Annotated in this window: 13 protein-coding genes; 9 read left to right on the plus strand and 4 right to left on the minus strand. The window is 49.1% G+C overall.

Features of this window, described 5'->3' with window-relative positions; genetic code table 11:
• Positions 1–80: 80 nt before the first annotated feature.
• Positions 81–1,160: an NAD(P)H-dependent flavin oxidoreductase gene (locus KJS69_RS03455; protein ID WP_283777436.1), complete on the minus strand. Its 1,080-nt coding sequence runs from the start codon at positions 1,158–1,160 to the stop codon at positions 81–83.
• 1,495 nt (positions 1,161–2,655) lie between these two features.
• Here KJS69_RS03455 and KJS69_RS03460 point away from each other — a divergent pair.
• Both KJS69_RS03460 and KJS69_RS03465 read left to right on the plus strand, forming a co-directional pair.
• Complete coding sequence (locus KJS69_RS03460) at positions 2,656–3,006, plus strand: MmcQ/YjbR family DNA-binding protein (protein WP_213581588.1); 351 nt, start codon at positions 2,656–2,658, stop codon at positions 3,004–3,006.
• Positions 3,007–3,094: 88 nt separating this feature from the next.
• On the plus strand, positions 3,095–3,469 hold the full coding sequence (locus KJS69_RS03465; RefSeq protein ID WP_213581589.1) for a DUF3889 domain-containing protein: 375 nt from the start codon (positions 3,095–3,097) through the stop codon (positions 3,467–3,469).
• A gap of 94 nt (positions 3,470–3,563) precedes the next feature.
• On the opposite strand, the gene KJS69_RS03470 is transcribed toward KJS69_RS03465, so the two are convergent.
• Positions 3,564–4,787: a CynX/NimT family MFS transporter gene (locus KJS69_RS03470; protein WP_213581878.1), complete on the minus strand. Its 1,224-nt coding sequence runs from the start codon at positions 4,785–4,787 to the stop codon at positions 3,564–3,566.
• Entirely contained in the window at positions 4,756–5,496 is a 741-nt protein-coding gene (locus KJS69_RS03475; protein WP_213581590.1) for a FadR/GntR family transcriptional regulator, read from the minus strand. The genes KJS69_RS03470 and KJS69_RS03475 overlap by 32 nt, the downstream gene beginning before the upstream one ends.
• Before the next feature lie 318 nt (positions 5,497–5,814).
• Between KJS69_RS03475 and KJS69_RS03480 the strand changes: the two genes are divergently transcribed.
• The 3 genes from KJS69_RS03480 to KJS69_RS03490 all read left to right on the plus strand — a co-directional run bounded on the left by KJS69_RS03480 (position 5,815) and on the right by KJS69_RS03490 (position 10,335).
• Complete coding sequence (locus tag KJS69_RS03480; RefSeq protein WP_213581591.1) at positions 5,815–6,957, plus strand: FtsW/RodA/SpoVE family cell cycle protein; 1,143 nt, start codon at positions 5,815–5,817, stop codon at positions 6,955–6,957.
• Between the two features lie 250 nt (positions 6,958–7,207).
• Positions 7,208–9,064 (plus strand): LTA synthase family protein, encoded by a 1,857-nt coding sequence (locus KJS69_RS03485; RefSeq protein ID WP_306434388.1) that lies wholly within the window; start codon positions 7,208–7,210, stop codon positions 9,062–9,064.
• A gap of 23 nt (positions 9,065–9,087) precedes the next feature.
• Positions 9,088–10,335, plus strand: coding sequence for a CapA family protein (locus KJS69_RS03490; RefSeq protein WP_213581592.1), 1,248 nt, complete (start codon positions 9,088–9,090; stop codon positions 10,333–10,335).
• 438 nt (positions 10,336–10,773) lie between these two features.
• Here KJS69_RS03490 and KJS69_RS03495 read toward each other — a convergent pair whose 3' ends face one another.
• Complete coding sequence (locus tag KJS69_RS03495) at positions 10,774–11,595, minus strand: helix-turn-helix transcriptional regulator (RefSeq protein ID WP_213581593.1); 822 nt, start codon at positions 11,593–11,595, stop codon at positions 10,774–10,776.
• 344 nt (positions 11,596–11,939) lie between these two features.
• On the opposite strand from KJS69_RS03495, the gene KJS69_RS03500 reads away from it, so the two are divergent.
• From KJS69_RS03500 to KJS69_RS03515, 4 genes are all read left to right on the plus strand, one after another.
• Positions 11,940–13,226 (plus strand): Gfo/Idh/MocA family protein, encoded by a 1,287-nt coding sequence (locus KJS69_RS03500; RefSeq protein ID WP_213581594.1) that lies wholly within the window; start codon positions 11,940–11,942, stop codon positions 13,224–13,226.
• 38 nt (positions 13,227–13,264) lie between these two features.
• The gene (locus KJS69_RS03505) at positions 13,265–14,794 is read left to right on the plus strand and encodes a tagaturonate epimerase family protein (RefSeq protein ID WP_213581595.1); all 1,530 of its coding nucleotides are present in this window, start codon (positions 13,265–13,267) and stop codon (positions 14,792–14,794) included.
• A 45-nt stretch (positions 14,795–14,839) separates the two neighbouring features.
• Positions 14,840–16,108 (plus strand): glucuronate isomerase, encoded by a 1,269-nt coding sequence (locus tag KJS69_RS03510; RefSeq protein WP_213581596.1) that lies wholly within the window; start codon positions 14,840–14,842, stop codon positions 16,106–16,108.
• A gap of 407 nt (positions 16,109–16,515) precedes the next feature.
• Positions 16,516–18,588, plus strand: a complete 2,073-nt coding sequence (locus KJS69_RS03515; protein WP_213581597.1) for a methyl-accepting chemotaxis protein — start codon at positions 16,516–16,518, stop codon at positions 18,586–18,588.
• Positions 18,589–18,902 lie beyond the last annotated feature (314 nt).

The following is an 18,902-nucleotide window of genomic DNA, read 5'->3' on the forward strand; positions in this document are numbered from 1 at the left end:
ATAAAGGCCATAGATCCGTGGTACCGCATGACCGGCACGGTTAGAGGTCCATGCTATGGAACATGGACCTCTATGCTTGCTCAAGCGTTAAAGCGGCCGAACCGTTCCGACGTCTGCTGGACGGTCCGGCGGATGATGTCGGCCGCTCCTTCCGTCCGGCACAGAGCGGCGGCCTGTCCCGCCCAGAGCGACAGGCCGCCGGCGTCGCCAGCCCGTGCGGCCGCTTGCCGGATATCGCGCGTCAAGGCATTCTGGACGGGATAGGGCGGTATCCGCACCTCACATCGCTCCATATCAGCGATGAAGGCGTTGCGGATGCCGCGCGCGGGCTTGCCCGAGAACGCTCGGGTCAGCGTCGTGCTGTCATCCGTGGACCGCATAAGCTCCTCCTTGTAGCGGGGGTGAGCCCCGCTCTCCAAGGCGGTTAAGAAGGCGGTCCCCATCTGCACGCCCGACGCGCCCAGCGCGAGCGCAGCGGCAACCCCGCGCCCGTCCATAATGCCGCCGGCGGCGATGACCGGCACGCGGACGCGGTCGGCGAGCTGCGGGATGAGCGCCATCGTGCCGACGAGCGCCTGCTCGTGCGGGACGGCGAATGTGCCGCGATGGCCGCCGGCTTCGCTGCCCTGGCCGACGATCAGCTCGATCCCGGCCTGCTCGAGCTGGACGGCCTCGGCCACCGTAGTCGCCGTACCGATGGTGACGATGCCGCAGCTTTGCAGCCGCTCGATCACAGCGCCGGAGGGCAGGCCGAACGTGAAGCTGAAGGCGGGCACCTGCTCCGCGAGCACGACCTCGAGCTGTTCCTCGAACGGCTCGCTGTATCGGTCAGGAGGCGACGGATCTGCCGGAAGGCCCAGCTTCTGGCGATACGTGCCGAGCACCTCGTTCATCGCGGCAATGTCCTCCGATCGGACTTCGTACGGCTCTGGGATGAACAGATTGACGGCGAACGGTCGGTCCGTAAGCTCGCGAATGCGGAGAAGGGCTTCGCGGATTTGCTGCGCCGTCATATACCCGGCTCCCAGCGTGCCGAGTCCGCCGGCATTAGAGACGGCGGCGACTAATTCCGGTGTCGTGCTCCCCCCGGCCATTCCGGCCTGAATAATCGGGTAGCGGAGGCCCAGCTTCTCACTGACAGCGGTTTTGTACCAAGGCAAGGAAGCGGAGGGGACGGAGCTGGCATCATAGGAAGGCTCCGACTTTTTTCCATTAGCTGTGTATGCGGGTGTTGATTTGGATTTGGCCATACCATTTTGACTCCTTTTTGCTCATGATTATCGTATGAAGCTAAGCGCCAATTTCATTTAAAAGCTGGATGGCGGACGAAAGATGGATAAGAAACTTATTCCGGAAATCCGTGTATATAATTTAACAGACAGACTTCCCTATTATTATAGACGATATTATACCAGGGTATATACCGGCACTAAAGATTTCAAAGCTCATGAAGTGGAGAAAGAAAGATGCTTCCAGGGCGAGTTTTGGCTTTGTATTCCTACTATCCGAAGGACCATCTATATAGAAGTGATCTGTTGGTTCGGGGTCCCCGAAAAGTACCCGGAATCCCCTCGAAGCCTATCCTCACTTTTCGGGGAAGGAGTATGATGTTTGAAGCTTCGGAGGCACTTTCCTTCGGAACGGAATGATAGCTTTCTTTAGTGCCACATACATAGCTTCCTGCTTCCGTATTCTGATGAATTTTAAGGCAGCGGGCCGACAACCGTTTCAGTCTGAAACCTGCTCCATGGAGAGGAGTATCAAGTAAAAAATAACGGAAAAACAGCGGCACATGATATTTGACGGATGGCATTAGTGAACATTTGATGAAACATTTACTAATTTCCCCTAATAGTGAATGGACCGTGGTATAATTTTGTTAAACGGTTGCAAAAAGCGAGGTGACTGCCTTGGAAGGCACAGCAATGGTAGTTTCGTTTGTGTGCATAGTCATCGTTTCCATTATGACTTTTTGGGTAACAAGATTGGCTTATTCCAAAAGATGGGAAGATTCTGATTCGGATTGATCCACCATTTTATGGAATTTTAGCCTTCAGTTTATATATCAAGCACTTCTATTTATAATCATCTGATTTTAATTAAGGGAACGATTATTAATAATTTGGATATAGAGAAAGAAACACAATTAACGGCATCCGGGATGCCGTTTTTTATCGTTCGTTAGCATCCCGGCGTTGAATCCAGCCCCTAACGTTACCAGAGAGACTGTCGATTCATTGGTGAAGAGTTTTATTTGATATGATAATAACGAAACCTCGTCACGTTAAACCATTTTTTTCGCCCTGTTTCAAATTTTAAAGAAACTCCGTATCGCTATATAGCTTTTTTTGCATCCTTTTATCGCTTTTTTCGCTCATAGCGTTATCCAGATTCGTTAAAATCCCGCTGCGCCTGTTTCCGCCCAAATAAGGCTGCCCAGTTTCGTTAGAACGCTTAAGGGCTATCCCCGGCATCACCGGCACGATTATCATGCGATTATATCGTATCCTAAATGGGATGTTGACCAAAGCAGTGCTCCTTATTGCAGGAAATCTTTTGTTAGACAAGAAAGTTTTAATTGGGAAAAAAATTCCCTTTTTCCTTCAGATTCATTTTACAATATACATTAATTTAAGCGAAAAGGCGGTGTCTTCTATGAAAGAATGGATTCAATATGGTTTGTCTAAAAAAGGCGCGTTCTCGGACTATCCTTTCGGTCCGCAGCCATTAGTTCTTAAAGTCGGCTCGAAAATGTTTGCATTGATCAACGAAGAGGAACGCTCTGGAAGCATTTCTTTGAAATGTGATCCGGAAATGGCGTATTTACTCCGGCAGCAGCACCCGTCGGTAAAACCCGGTTATCACTTGAATAAGCAGCATTGGAATACAGTGATCGTCGACGGAACCGTCCCCGAAGAGGAGTTGAAATGGATGATGGATCATTCCTATGAGCTGGTCGTTAAGGGCTTGAAAAAATCAGAAGCCCGGGAGCTTGGTTTGATTTAGAGGCAATCCATCAGGAGCGATGGGAAATTGTGAATAATTGTGACCTTCGCAACAAAAGTTATGATTAAAAGGGAAGAAGGCACGAACGATGAAAATTTATCGTATTGCCGTCGCTATTATCCTGAGTATGATTACGCCTGTCCATCTCGAGGCCTCAGCAGCATCGAAACGGTTCGATATTCACTTACAGGAACGACAGGGGAGCTTCCATTCATTTAAATTGGTCACACCCGAATATGCCAAGTGGGGTAATCTTGCAATGAGGGAAGCGAGTAAAAAAGGTTATCAAATTTTGGACTACCAATATATCGGCAAGCAACAAATTAATCCCTTCGTGACGGAGCAGAAGTTTAAATTTTGGGTCAGCAAACAGGCAAGGAACTTTGGGTTATATGTATCTATCCGTTTTGAATCTACAACGGAACGAGTGCTGAACATCGATTATGAAGAAACCGATCGGTAACAGGAAATCGGTAAACATGCGAGAAAAACAGATCGTCAGCACAAAAACAATAAAACCGCCTACTCGTATAGAATAAGGCGGTTTTATTGCGGATTTATATAGTACTTGAACGTGACTCTTGCTCCACATAAGCGTCCCGACTGGCGCCCAATCCGACGATAAACAGGACCACGACGCTGGTCAGCAGAACTAGAAGAGGGGGGGTCCAACTTCCGCTCCAGTCGTGAAGCCACCCAATCAGACTCGGGCCAACGGCCGCCAGCAAGTAGCCGATAGATTGGGACATACCGGATAGACGGGCCGTCTGTTGAGAATTTCTCGTGCGGAGTGCTATGAAGACGAGAGCCAGACTGATGCTCGCACCTCCGCCAAGACCGATAAAGGCAACCCACAGCGGCAAGAGAGCAGCACCGCCGACAAACAAGCCCAAATAACCGATCAGGGAGAAGCAAAAGGTGATGATGACAAAGCTTCGCTGACTGCGCCGTCTGCCTGCCAAGAGCGGCATAATGAAGGAAGTCGGCAGACTGAATAGCTGCATCAGGGATAGCATCCAACCGGCAGCGGTTGGACTGTAGCCTCTGTCCTGGACAATTTCGGGCAGCCAAGTAATAGTGACATAGAAGGCAAGAGACTGCAGGCCCATAAAAAGAGTAACCTGCCAGGCAAGAGCGGACTTCCACATCGTGCCCTTGTGGCTTTCCTGAGCTTCTTCTCTCTCTTGGTGATGAGAGCGCAGCTGCGGCAGCCATACGATTGCGGCCAGTATCGAGATGGAGGTCCAGATGACCAGCGCTCCCCGCCATCCGAGCCCCAGTCCGACGGCCATCGGGATGCTGATTCCGGAAGCCAGGGACGCCCACAGATTCATGGACATCGTGTATAGTCCCGTCATCAGACCGACGCTATTGGGGAAATGGCGTTTGATCAGCCCGGGCAGCAGCACGTTGCATATAGCAATCGCCAAGCCAATGAGCACAGTTCCTGTAAATAAGGTGAACGTCGACGGCAGCGATCGCAGGACCGTCCCGACAATCAATATAAGCAAGCTGGCAAACAGTGTATTCTCCGCCCCGAACCGGTTCGCGATGGATGGTGCGATTGGGGAAAGAACGGCAAAAGCGATCAATGGAAGGGTTGTCAGCAGCCCGACCAGTACGCCGGATAATCCAGTATCGGCCTGAATGGTTCCAATAAGCGGCCCTATGGCCGTAAGAGAGGCGCGCATGTTGGCCGCTACGAGAATGACGCCAATAGCGAGAAGAGCTCCCGTAAGCTTGACTGGTTTATTTATTGATGGGTTTCTTACCTGAGACATGTTTTTCATAGTTTGGATTCCTTTCTTCACGGGAGAGCAGCGCAGATCGCATGGCTTCAATATAGGAGCGGGTTGCATTCTCCGCACCTTCCGGATCAGAGGCTGCGATGGCCTCCACCATATCGTGATGGGCTAGATGATGTTCATTCTCGGTCAAGGTGTCTTCCACCACAGTATGGATGGATTGATGCAAAGAATCAGACATATGGTCGTATAAATCGATCAACAAGGGGTTATAAGTAGCGGCCATGACCAATCGGTGCAGTTCCAGATCAGTGCGAATGTAAGTGTCAGTGTCTCCGGTGGCAATAGCGGCATCCCGCCGCTCCAGACAATCACGCATCTTGGCTACATCTTCCTCCGTGCGCCGATTCGCAGCCAGCCGTGCGGCCTCGCGTTCCAGGCAGTACCGGACTTCAAAGGTGTCATGTATGCTCGATTTGCGAAGCCGTCGCTGAATCGCTGCCTTTAGATCGCTGGAAGAGCAAACATAAGTGCCATCTCCCGGCTTGGCTTCCAGCAATCCGGTATGAATCAGCGCCCTGACGGCTTCCCGGATTGTATTCCGGCTAACACCCAGCTGCTTCACCAATTCGGGCTCTGCCGGAATTCTTGATCCGACTGCCCATTGGCCTGATTCAATCAGCTCCTCCAGTTGGCTGACCACTTGCTGGGAAAGAGTCAAGCGAGTAGGTTGCTGCAGTTTCATTCCGAAAATCTCCTTATAAATATTGTAATAGTATGATGATCCAAACGTAGGATGTTTGGATGAGTGCCTTTTGAAATTATAACTTTTTCAGCGCTAACCGGTCAATCCTAATTATAAAATTTTTTACGAAACCTACAGAAATTACAGGTATCTGTTTCCTCCATTCTTGCGATGAATAAATGGCAAATTGCATGTAATATGCCTCTACAACCTCAAGAGGGGCAATGGGAATTCCCCGGTTTTCGTTTGCTGTTGCCCTCGCGGAATGATATTCTTTAAGTATTGTATTTTTCCAATTATTTAAAATGAGGGTTATTCATGCATTATTCTATTGTCCAGAAGCTTAAAAAGCTAGATTTCGTCATTTTATTTCTGTTAGCCTGTTTCATGGTTATCAGCACGATTGTCGTCTACAGCGCCACTTCCGGCACCAAGCTGGATGGCTTGCATTCCGATAACATCAAGATGTATGTCTTGTCCTTCGTCGTCTTGTTTCTAGCAGCTTTTTTTAACTATAAATTATTGCTTCGTTACTTTGCCTATGTACTATATGCGATAGGAGTAGGACTGCTTTTGTATGTCCTGCTTAAAGGGGTCAACATTAACAACTCGGTTCGTTGGATCGCCGTGGGGGGGCAGCAATTTCAGCCATCGGAGCTGGTCAAGATTTTTACCGTGCTGCTGTTGGCCAAATTGTTAGCTGGAAGACAGGGAGAGCCTCTGCGATTGAGGAATGACCTTCTTCCTGCAGGTCTGGTCACCGCCTTGCCTGTCGTACTAATCATGAAGCAGCCGGATTTGGGAACCGCGCTCGTATTTGTCGCTGTGCTGATCGGCATGCTCTGGATGGCGAACGTCCGTCTCATTCATATTCTGCTGGGGGCAGCGGTGATAACGATCGCTGTGGGGCTTGTTGTTTGGTTATACTACTATGATTTTGCCTTGTTTTCCAAAATCATTCGCCCCCATCAATTAAGAAGAATAGAAACGTTCCTGAATCCGGCAGCCGATCCGCAGCAAAGCTGGCACGTTCTTAATTCCATAGGAGCGATCAGTGTCGGTCAACTGGCGGGCAAAGGCTTGTTGCAGGGAGATTTCGTACAGAACGGGTTTATCCCTTACCATTATTCCGATTCCATATTTGTCGTTATCGGGGAGGAATTCGGGTTTGTCGGCTCAGCAGTCCTGCTATTATGCTATTTTTTATTCATCTATCGCATGATCCGGATCGCTTTAAGCTGCTCCGATCTTTCCGGGGCCTATATAGTCATAGGGATCGTCTCTATGTTCACGCTCCAGGTGTTCGAGAATATAGCGATGCACATCGGATTGCTGCCGTTAACCGGAATTTCGCTGCCTTTTATCAGCTATGGGGGGAGTTCCCTGCTGACCTATATGATCGCTATCGGGCTTGTAATTAATGTCAAAATTCATGCCGACGAGCCTGTCCTTCCCGAGTAGAATCTACTTAGTTTGCGTTGATAGTGAAAGAGGAACTAGATTCCAGTAACAATTGCGATAATAGCAGCAAGCGGCAGCAGAGACGGATTGATCATTTGATTTTAATCAGGCAGGGGCGATATTTCGCTCTGAAGGTTAAGTTTTTTGTAAAAAAATGGTTCGATGGTTGGATTCATTGGGAGAAACTTTAAGCTAATATTAATGTTTGTATGATAAGGTAGTGGTTATGGAGCTATAGGGAGGTATCGGTTTGAACAGCAAAAAACTCCATTGGACAGAGCCGTTTGTTATCTTTTCTGTTCTGATGGTTTTGAAAATTAATTTGGTTTGGTTTGTTATTTATGGCGCCGCTAACGTCCTTCCCTTTATATTGGTGAGCATTCCGTCCGTTTGGGTTGTATTTACGTTAATAGAATGGCTGGCCCGAAGAAGAAAGCTCTTCCTATATATGCTGACCAATATTATCATGACATCCGTTTATTTTGCTGCCATCATGTATTACAAATATTATGGAGTCATCGTCAATTACCAGGCGCTCCAGCAGGCGAAGCAGGTCGTTCAGGTGAAGGCGAGCGTTCTGGAATTAATGCATCCTTACTATTTATTTATCTACACGGATATCATTGTTTTGCTCGTTATTTTTATGGTGAGAAAAAAATCACGACATTGGGGAAAATCACAATCCCCTATAGCGCGTAAGGGAGTTCCCATCCTGTTGTCCGTTTCTTTATTAACCTGTTTGATGACCGTCTGGTCGAATCGCGGGATCGCCAATGAATTGAAGCAGGCGGAGCAGATGGGGATATTGAATTATCAGGTCTACACTGTCTTTGCCAACATAAATAAAGAAGCTCAGGAGCCTCTGCCGGTTGATCTGGAAACGATTCTTGCCCTTAAGCAAATTGAAATGAAGGGTGAAGAAGAGAGAAAGTATTGGAAAGCGGCGGAAGACAAAAATCTTATTGTGATTCAACTGGAATCGTTTCAGGATTTCCTGATCGGTCTTAGCGTCGAAGGCCAGGAAGTTACTCCGGTCATGAATAAGCTGGTTGAGCAATCCTTATATTTTTCCCAATTTTACCAGCAAATCGGACAGGGAAATACGTCGGACTCCGAATATATGTCCAATACGTCCTTCTATGTTCCATCCGGAGGAGCCGCTTCAGAGGTGTTGAGCTATAAAGATATTCCTTCCCTGCCCAAGCTGTTGAAGGAGAAAAGTTATCGTTCTGTTACTTTCCATACGAATAGCGTTAACTTTTGGAACCGAAAAGAATTGTATCCTTCCTTAGGGTTTGACCAATATTATGACCGCGATTTTTTTGGCGATGAGGATCCTATCGCTTTTGCTGCCTCGGATGAAGTGCTCTATGATAAAGCAGTTTCCGAAATAGAGGCCTTGCTTGAGGAAGGGGATAAGCTGTATGCGCAGGTCATTTCCATGTCCAATCATCATCCTTATGAAATTCCGGAGGAAAAATATCAGATACCATTGTCTGAGAAATATGATGGATCTCTCGTCGGCAACTACTTGAAAGCGGCAAGCTATGCCGACTACGCTCTCGGACTATTTATCGAGCAGCTGGAGGAGGCCGCCATTCGCGAACAGAGCATGCTTGTCATTTATGGGGATCATATGGGGCTGCCGATTTATTCGTTGGATGGTCAAGACAAGGAGCTTCTTGAGGAACTGCTGGGAGGTCCTTACGATTATACAGAGATGCTAAAAATCCCGCTTCTCATTCATGCCCCCGAAGCGATCGAGCCGGCGGTGATTGAAACTCTCGGGGGACAAGTGGATATTATGCCGACTGTGGCCAACTTGCTGGGGATTTCTCTGGAAGATCATATTCATTTTGGTCAGGACTTGGTAAATCATACAAGCAATTTATTGCCGGAGAGATATTATTTGCCCTCGGGCTCGTATATTGATAATGATTTTATTTTTATCCCGGGTATGGGAATCGAGGACGGCACGGTTTATCCGTTGACGAGAGATGCCGAATGGGCGAATCCGAGCGAGGAAGACTACGAGAGGGCTTTACAGCTGCTGGAATTGTCCGACAGCTATTTACAGCAGCTGCCGTTTAGGAATCGTGTCAATTAGATAGATGGGAGATGGAGTCCTGCATGAATCGCGGTTGGATAATCCTGGGCTGGATCACACTGCTTTGCCTGATTTGGGTAGGCGCGGGTTGCGCGAATCGTTCGCAGCCCGGAGAGGGGGGCAGGGAAGTGCTGGAACCGACCCCTGCCGTCGGAGAAAGAATACCTGGCGCCGGCGGGAAGGTGGAGGAACAAACGGAACCGCCTGCAGCTCCGAGTCCCCCTTCACCGGAGCCGGAAGAGACAGTGACCACCGTCCGGTTCGCCGCGGTGGGAGATGTCCTTATCCACAGCTCCTTGTACAAGGACGCCAAGACGGAAGACGGCTACCAGTTCGGGCCTATGTTCGAGCTGGTAAAGCCGTTTATTTCGCGTGCTGATTTCGCCATGGCCAATCAAGAGTCCATGATTGGAGGAGAAGCGATCGGCCTGTCGGATTACCCGCAATTCAACAGCCCGTTTGAAATCGGCACCACTTTGAAGGAGGTTGGCTTCGAGGCGGTTACGATCGCCAACAATCATACGCTGGATCGGGGCCCGCAAGCGATATTGAATGCGATCGGCCATTGGGATTCCATCGGGATGATTTACACCGGGGCTTACCGTTCGAAGGAGGACCGGGAGACGCTGCGCATTGTAGAGAAGAACGGAATCTCTATGGCGCTGCTCGGGTATACCTATGGGACCAACGGAATTCCCGTCCCGGAAGGGATGGACTATCTTGTTTCGCTAATCGATCCGGAGCAAATCGTTAGTGACATTGAGAAAGCGTCCCGGTTAGCCGATGTCACTGTCCTCCAGCTTCATTTTGGGACTGAGTATGAGCGCATGCCGAACAAGCAGCAGAAGGAGCTCGCCCATCAACTGGCCGAGGCGGGCGCGGATTTGATCATCGGACATCATTCGCATGTTCTTCAGCCCTGTGAGTGGATAGAAAGAGAAGATGGACAGCGGACCTTCGTGATCTATTCGCTTGGCAATTTTCTATCGGGACAAGAAGGGGTCTACAAAGAAATTGGAGGAATCCTCGGCCTCACGATTGAGAAGCGCGTGCAGGGGGAGCAGCGGACCGTCACCCTGCTTGAACCCGCTTTGCTGCCTACCTGGACTCATAAAAAAAACTGGCGAAATTATAAAATCCTTCCGCTGGATCAAGTGACTGAACAGCAGCTCCCCGGTGTGGCGGGTTACCGCCAAGAAATTGCCGATCATATGACTCGCTGGATGCCCGAGCTTAAGATAATATCGTCCGGCGAAGTGGGAGGTTCCTGACAGGAATGAGGAAGGATAGCTTTTTTTAACATTACAGAAATTATAGTTTCCGGGGATGAGCGGGTCTCTTTCCAAACTTATGAAGGAATGCAAAAATGCAGTCGATAGGTGACATTTGATCTCATTTCACCAGATCTACTGCAAATATACAGTAGATTCGGCCATGTAGGCCCGAAAATGGCTGAATCGAAGAAATCGACTGTATGATTGCAGTCGATGACCCCAAAAGAGCGGAATCCGGTCAAAAGTAATGTATTATTGCAGTCGATTGTCAGCGGTGCACCAACACCAACACTTACGCTTATCCATCCTCATAGAACGCCGTCTGGCGTTTTTCTTAAATTATAAGAATTTTATAAGATTCACACTTATAATCATGCTTATAATTCACCGCGAAACGTTATTTCGCCGTTAAAGGACGGCGACAGCCGTTTACGCTTAAGGGCTGTCCTTTCGTTTGGTTCTTTTGCGATATTCGAGCGGACTGACCCTCATCATTTGCTTGAAAACCCGGCCAAAATGAGCGATTTGCTCATACCCGACCTGCTCGGCAATCTGGATGATTTTCAGGTCGGTCTCTCGCAGCAGCTTCTGAGCTTCTTTAATCCTCACGCTGTTGACATATTCCACGAACGTAAATCCCGTAACCTCTTTGAATTTTCTGCTTAAGTAGTAGGGACTGATATAATGCTCTTCTGCCACGGAGCCCAGTGTAATTTCATCCATATACCGACTGTTGATATGCTCCACGATTTCATAAATTTTGCGCTGCAGCGGGTTAGCCTGCTCCGGTGAATTCTCCGGTTCTTCCATAAAGCGCCGGCCTGCCAGAATAAGAAGCTGGGTTAACATGGCCTGCACGTTCGTCTTCCAGCCGGCAGGCTTATCCCTGTATTCCCCCAGCATAGCGAACAACAGCTTCTCTACAGCTTGCTTCTCCTCCGAGTTCAAGGCGATCCATTTGGAGCGGCTCTGAAAAGGGGTATAGCATACCGGATCGACAAACGGGCTCAGCCATTGGTCTTCGAACTGAAGCAGGATGCGCTCGTGATTAGCGACCCCGGTATCGGTCGTCTTATGCAGCTCATACTTGTCAATGAAGACGATCCCGCCTTCTTTAATCGGATGAGTCCGGTCTTTAATGAAGTAATCCCTCTCCCCTTGCAACAAGTAGTAAATTTCATAGTACGGGTGAAAATGATGGGCGGACATCGTGAAATGGCCTGTCCGTTTGACCTGCTCAATAAGAAATAAATCCACATTCTCTCCTCCTACTCTACAAGGTTGCGGGTGCCTCGACATCCGTTTCGGCTTCGATAATAATATCATACAATATTTGCGAAATATATAGACAAAATATGCAAGGTTTTTATATTAATGGGCAATATTTGTTTAGATATACATCTATTCTTGCGATAAAATGAATAAAAATTGATTCTATTTACCCGGCGCTATCGACCATCCTATTCCTCGATTTCCTTTCAATGAATGCGCTTAAGAGCGTCAGATTCGTATCCTTTCCGTTTCCTGAAAAGGGTTGACGCTCTTGATCTGGCAGCGGGGATCGGACTCTGAAATGCGCCGGAGGCAAAGGAGAATGGATAATGATGCTGAAAAAGTATGCGCTTGTAGGAACCGGCGGTCGTGCGGAGTTTTTTTACGGCCCATTGGCCCAGAAGTACCGAGAAACTTCCCAGTTGGTTGCCTTCTGCGATATCAATCAGACCCGAATGAATTACGCGAACCGTCTGCTTCAGGACAAATACGGAAGCGAGCCCGTGCCAACTTATCGCGCAGATGAGTTTGACCGGATGATTGCCGAAACGAAGCCGGATATTGTCATTGTTACTTCCGTCGACCGAACTCATCATACGTATATCATTCGCGCGATGGAACTGGGATGCGACGTCATCACGGAGAAGCCTATGACGGTGGATGAAGAGAAATGCCAGCAAATTATCGATGCCGTGAAGCGGACCGGCCGAGATTTGCGGGTAACGTTCAACTACCGCTATGCTCCGCATAACACGAAGATTCGGGAGCTTATTCGAGACGGCGTTATCGGAGAGGTCTTCTCCGTTCACTTCGAATGGCTGCTCAATACGAAGCACGGAGCCGATTACTTCCGTCGCTGGCATCGGGATAAGCGCAACAGCGGGGGACTGCTGGTCCACAAATCGACGCATCATTTTGACCTCGTTAATTTCTGGCTGGGCACCCATCCGGAGACGGTTTACGCCTTGGGCGGCCTGCGCTTCTATGGACGCGAGAACGCGGAAAATCGTGGCGTAACCCAGTTCTACCAAAGAGCTTACGGCAGTGAGATTGCCCGCCATGATCCTTTCGCCCTTGATCTGGAGAAGAACAGTCATTTGAAATCGCTATACCTCGATGCGGAGCATGAGGACGGCTATCAGAGAGATCAGAGCGTATTTGGCGACGGAATTAATATTGAAGATACGCTTGGAGTTATGGTCAGCTACAAAAATAAAGCGATCCTTACTTATTCTTTGAACGCCTACTTGCCTTGGGAAGGCTTCAATATTGTGTTTAACGGCAGTAAAGGCAGGCTGGAAGTGAAGGTCGTGGAACGGCCTTATGTCAATTCCGGCGGCAAAAAATCCGAGGAAGGCGCATTGAAGCATAAATCCGTTACCGTTCATCCGATGTTCGCCGAGCCTTATCAGGTGGCTATAGAAGAAAGGGAGGGAGGGCATGGAGGCGGAGATCCCATTCTGCTCAATGATCTGTTCGGAACTCCAGAGCCGGACCCGTTCAACCGGGCAGCTTCACACATCGATGGAGCAGTTTCGATCCTGACCGGGATAGCGGGCAACCAATCCTTGCGGACCGGGCAGCCGGTTAACCTTGATCGTTTAATCAAGTTTTAACGAGCACTTTTGCAAAGTCGAAGAAGGAGGAAAGTAGAATGGATCTTTATTTGGCTCTTATCGAGCAGTGGAATGAAGCGGAGGTAGACTTAGGCAGGGAAGGAAGAATCAGCTTCCCGGAGAATGGGGAGCATGCAGGGCAAATCGTTGTGTACGGGCGGTCTTATACATCGCTGGACGGCGTTAAGCTGCTTATGGTGAAAGGACTGGAAGGCAAAGGCTTATTGGTCTGGGGCAGCGGGGAGCTCTATCAGCAACTGAACGGCGAAGAGAGAAGCGGCTATAAGCTGTGCGGACTGACTCATGAGAATCGATTGGTGCTTAACCGTTTGCTGCCGTATACGGCTCCCCGGGCACTAGGCAAGCAGACGGCGACGATCGGTCTGGGGGACCGGCTCGGCCTGGCTTCCCCCGGACATATTGAGACCGTGCGAGGCAGAGGAATCAGACCGGTGCTGGCTCAACAAAGCATCCGCGAGCTTAACCTGACCAACCGCGATTACAAGCAGGTGCTGGATTCCGCCTGTTATGCGGCTCTGCAAGAAGGGTACCGCGACGGTTTTGGGGCCGATGGCGACCATCTGAAGGTGGAGCAGGATATTGAAATGGCGTTGGGACTCGGCTTCACTATGCTGACTCTGGATTGCTCCGATCGGATCGATAACACGATCGAAGGCAAATCCGAGGAGGAAATTGCCCAGCAATACGCTAATCTGCCGGAAGACGTAAGGAAGCGGCTGGAGCAGACGTATTTGCAGCAAGAGATTAAAGCGGGCTCTGTCGCCATTCATTTTGATATGGCGAATCTGCAAAAGTATGCGCTGGTTTATTTAGATGCCATTGGGTTTACGATTGAAATCTATGAGAAATATATCCGCAACCTGGGTCGTCCGATCGATTTTGAGCTGTCGATAGACGAGACGATGACGCCGACCGATCCGGCGGCTCATTATATGGTAGCTCATGAATTGTATTTGGCAGGGCTTGATTTGTACAGCGTGGCTCCCCGTTTTTGCGGAGAATTCCAAAAAGGAATAGATTATATTGGAGATCTTCGCCAATTTGAGCAAGAGCTGCAAATCCATTCCGCGATCGCGGACCATTTTGGCTACAAGCTGAGCATTCATTCCGGCAGTGACAAATTTAGCGTGTTTCCGATGATTGCCAAGTATACGAAGGGCCGTTTCCATGTGAAAACGGCGGGAACGAACTGGCTCGAAGCGATGCGAACCATTGCTAAAGTCCATCCGCAATTGTATCGGAGAATGCATGAATATGCGCTCAACCATTACCCTGAAGCGTTAGCCTATTACCATGTAACAACCGACTTCGATGCAATCGTACCGTTGGCGGAAATGAGCGATGAGCGACTGCCGGAGTATATGGACGAAAATAACGCTCGTCAGTTGATTCACATTACGTACGGGCTGCTTCTGCAGGCTAAGGACGAGCAGGGACACAGTCTGTTTAAGGAAGAGCTGTACCGCACGTTGGAGGAACGGGAAGCGGAATACGAACAGGCGTTGATCCGTCATATCGGACGCCATTTGGAGCTGTTGGGCAAATAAACAGCAGCTCTGAAGGAGAAAATTTCAGATTGGAGGAGAGCGAGAATGATAAGCGAACGGGAGCAACTGGCCGCTGTCGTGCAGGACGCGGTCCAACGTCAAAAAGTTACGGATATGCATACTCACCTTTATTCCCCCAATTTTGGCGACATTTTGCTATGGGGCGTTGATGAACTGCTCACTTACCATTATCTGGTGGCGGAAGTGATGAGGTGGAGTGAGATTTCCATAGACGATTTCTGGAAGCTGAGCAAGCAGCAGCAGGCCGAGCTAATCTGGAACAAGCTGTTCGTGGAGCATTCGCCGGTAAGCGAAGCATGCCGCGGAGTTCTGACCACTCTGCAGGGACTCGGGCTGGATTTATCCACTCGCGATTTGCAGCGGTACCGTGAGGTGATAGGCAAAGCCGATCGTTGTAGCCAGGTCGACCGAGTGTTGGAGCTGGCAAATGTCGATCACGTGGTGATGACCAATGACCCGTTCGATGACCGGGAGCGGGCGGTTTGGCTCGCGGGCACGAAGCCCGATTCCCGGTTCCACGCGGCGCTTCGAATCGACCCGCTGCTGAACGAATTCGAGTCCGGCAAGCATCGTCTCCGTGAGTGGGGGTACGCGGTAGGTGAGGATTGGGACGAGCCAACCGCGGCGGAGGTCCGCCGCTTCCTGAAAGATTGGATCGGGCGCATGAATCCATTGTATATGGCCGTATCGCTGCCCCCGACATTTGCTTATCCGGAGGAATCCGACCGCGGACGGATCATTCGCGATTGCATTCTGCCAGTGGCGCGCGAGGCGGGAATTCCGTTCGCCATGATGATTGGCGTCAAGAAGAAGGTCCATCCGGCGCTCGGCGATGCCGGCGACTTCCTGGGTCCAGCGGGGATGGAAGCACTGGAGTATCTGCTGTCGCAATACCCCGACAATAAATTCATCGTGACGATGCTGTCGCGGGAAAATCAGCATGAGCTGGCCGTATTGGGCCGCAAGTTCCGCAATTTGATGGTTTTTGGCTGCTGGTGGTTCCTTAACAATCCGGTCATTATTAACGAAATGACCCGCATGCGTCTTGAATTGCTTGGGTTGAGCGTCGTTCCTCAGCATTCCGATGCGCGTGTTCTCGATCAATTGATCTATAAATGGCGGCATTCGAAAGAACTGATTGCCGATGTGCTTATAGAGAAGTATTCCGATGTTCTGAAGACGGGCTGGAAGCTGGAAGCGGCTGAAATTCGCAGAGATGTAGCGGATCTGTTCCGCAACAACTTCTGGCGTTTTGTCGGACGGCCGGATAAGGTGCAGGTGCCTGAAGAATAGCAGCAAGATTTATAGAAGCGGTCTCTTTTTGCAGATATTCTGCTTAAGGGATCGCTTTTCTCATGGCTTGATCAGGCCCTGAATAATTTTCCCTTCTTTAAATAGAGAAAATAAATAATGGAGTTTGTAAATTTTCTATCTTAACTTTCCGATATAGTTCTAAAGTAGTGAATGTGTTGAAAAAATTCTATTGGAAGATAAGTCTTCAGGCACTGGCAATACATTAGTGAAAGGTGGAGTTGTTTAAGTTGTTTATCAACTGAAAAGGGAGTCTACTTGTCAAAAGACAAATCAGTTTCATTTTAGATTAAACCGAACAAAGAAGCTGCCTTATTGCCCATGTAAACAATTGTAAAAAATAAAAAAGGGTGCATGACATCCTTATTTCGGATCAGGAGACGAGCCCTATGTTCAAGAAATCATGGTCATTTCGCACTAAATTAACGATTACGATCTCGGTCTTTACCTTTATTGTAGCCGGCGTTTTATCTTTTATCGATAACAGGCAATTGGAAAGACTCATCGTTGCCGAGAAGAAGATACAGTATCAGCTGGTGGAAGACAACATCAGGAATGCCGTCCAGAATGTCGATCTGGTTTATGACGTATTCGAGCAGGATATGGAAGAACGGATGAAGGCTTCTCTGGAATTAATGGCTAAAAAGTATATGGAAAATCCTTATTTCGATACATGGGATTTCGCAGCCTTAAAAGAACAGTTTAATGATATGGATATTTTTGTAATAGACAAACAAACGACAGTAGCCTACTCCAGTCTGGCCTCGGATATTGGTCTTAGCTTCGCCAACGCAAAGGAGTTTGCCGCCCTTCTGCATAAAAGGATGGAAGGGGGCGAATTTACCGCTGATGGAATGGATGTTTCCGTCAATACCGGGGCGATCAAGAAGTTTGCTTACTTACCGACTCATGACCACCAATACTTGCTGGAGGTCGGAGTCAATCTGGAGGAAAGCCACTTATTTAAAACCTTTAATTTTCTGGATGCGTCCGAGCGGATTATTGAAAATTACAATGTTGTGAACGATATAACCTTATTTACTGCGACCGGTTATGCACTTGGAAAGCAGGGTGAGGATGGCAAAGCCTTTAAAATTGATGATGAGCTGCTTCCCTCCTTCCAGGAGGCCTTTGAAACGCAACAAGTCCAAGAGGTGGAATTAAGCCGGGACGGGAGCCTGTTAACGTACCATTACGTTCCATACAAGCTTGATGATCGAGATGGGGATTTAAGCCGTTCCCGGATCATTGAGATCGTTTATCATAATGAGGAGCTGGCGCAAATTATTGCGGAGCAAAAGAGAGTATTCTGGTTCAAACTGGCGATTTCCGCCTTGGGTGCTCTGCTCATCTCCTGGTTAATCGGGCGTCTGCTGACCAAGCCTATCGTACGTATGGGGCATCTCATCGACCGAACCGCACAATTTGAGCTTAAGGAATGGGCCGTCGATGTGGAAAAGCTCAACTCCCGGGACGAGATGGGAGCGATGGCCCGCTCGATTATGGTCATGCGCCAGCAATTGAACGAGATGGTGCACAAGTTAATCTCGGTATCGGATTCGATTAGCGATAACGCCCGAGAAGTGAAGCAATCGACGGACGGGGTGACCCGGCAATCGAATGGAGCTGCCGAAGCTGCCAAGCAATTGTTCAGTCACATGCAAGAAACGATGGCGGTAGCCGAGGAGATGAATGCGACCCTGAGTGATATCCAGACAGTGATTGCCGGGGTGACGGAACAAACGGCGGAAGCCGCATCGACCTCGCAGGAGGTCAGTGAACGGGCAGTTCAACTGAAAGAAATATCGCTCGCCTCCCGTGCTACGGCGGATCAAATTTATGCGGATGTGAAGGAGCAGACAGAGACGGCGATCCGACAGTCGGCCTCATCGATGGAACAGATTCATCGACTGGTCAGCGCCATTCTGGAAATTTCCGAGCAGACCCATCTGCTTGCGCTTAATGCTGCTATTGAAGCAGAAAGGGCGGGGGACAGCGGCAGAGGTTTTGCCGTCGTGGCCGGAGAGGTTCGCAAGCTTGCAGCACAGTCGTCGGTAGTAGTAAGCGATATTCAGCGGATAATAATTTCGGTGGAGGAATCGGTCAATCATTTGGCGGAAAGTTCCTCGAAGGTACTGGAGTTCATTGATCGCCAGGTACAACCCGACTATGTCAAGCTGATTGATACTTCGGAGCAATATAACGGAGACGCTGCTTACTTCAACCATTTGTTGACGGAATTCAGCGCTTCCTTCGAACAGCTTCAGGCGTCGATTTCAAGTACTGCTTCCGCTCTGGGGCAGGTCACCAGCTCGATTAGCGACAATGTCCAGCGAGTGGAGGAGATTACCTCCCAATCTGCGGGGATAGCGGACAATAACGGGCAGATTGCTTCGATCTCCAATCAAAACGTGGAATCAGCCAATACCCTGAGGGAAATCGTTAAACGATTTAAAGTATAGCCAACGATAGCTTCGGGCGTGCTCCTCGCTCATTTTTGGCGAAATATCGGAGTCCGGCAGCAGCACTTTTTATAACAAGAAGAGCAAAAGAAGCATTCCGATCCCATCTCGTACATAGGATCGCAGGAATGCTTTTTTTGCTTATGGAAGGGGGGACTCTCACGAAAGGCTTATTGTCCTGCCAGTTTCATTAGCCACAATTTGTTCGAAAAAATATGTGAAAACATTCACAAATATTGGGGACAAAGCTGTATAATAAAGTCATACAACAAATACGGCTCAAAACAGAAATAAGCGCTTGACGAAAAAGTCTG

The sequence above is a fragment of the Paenibacillus sp. J2TS4 genome, from assembly GCF_018403245.1.
Taxonomy (GTDB): domain Bacteria; phylum Bacillota; class Bacilli; order Paenibacillales; family NBRC-103111; genus Paenibacillus_L.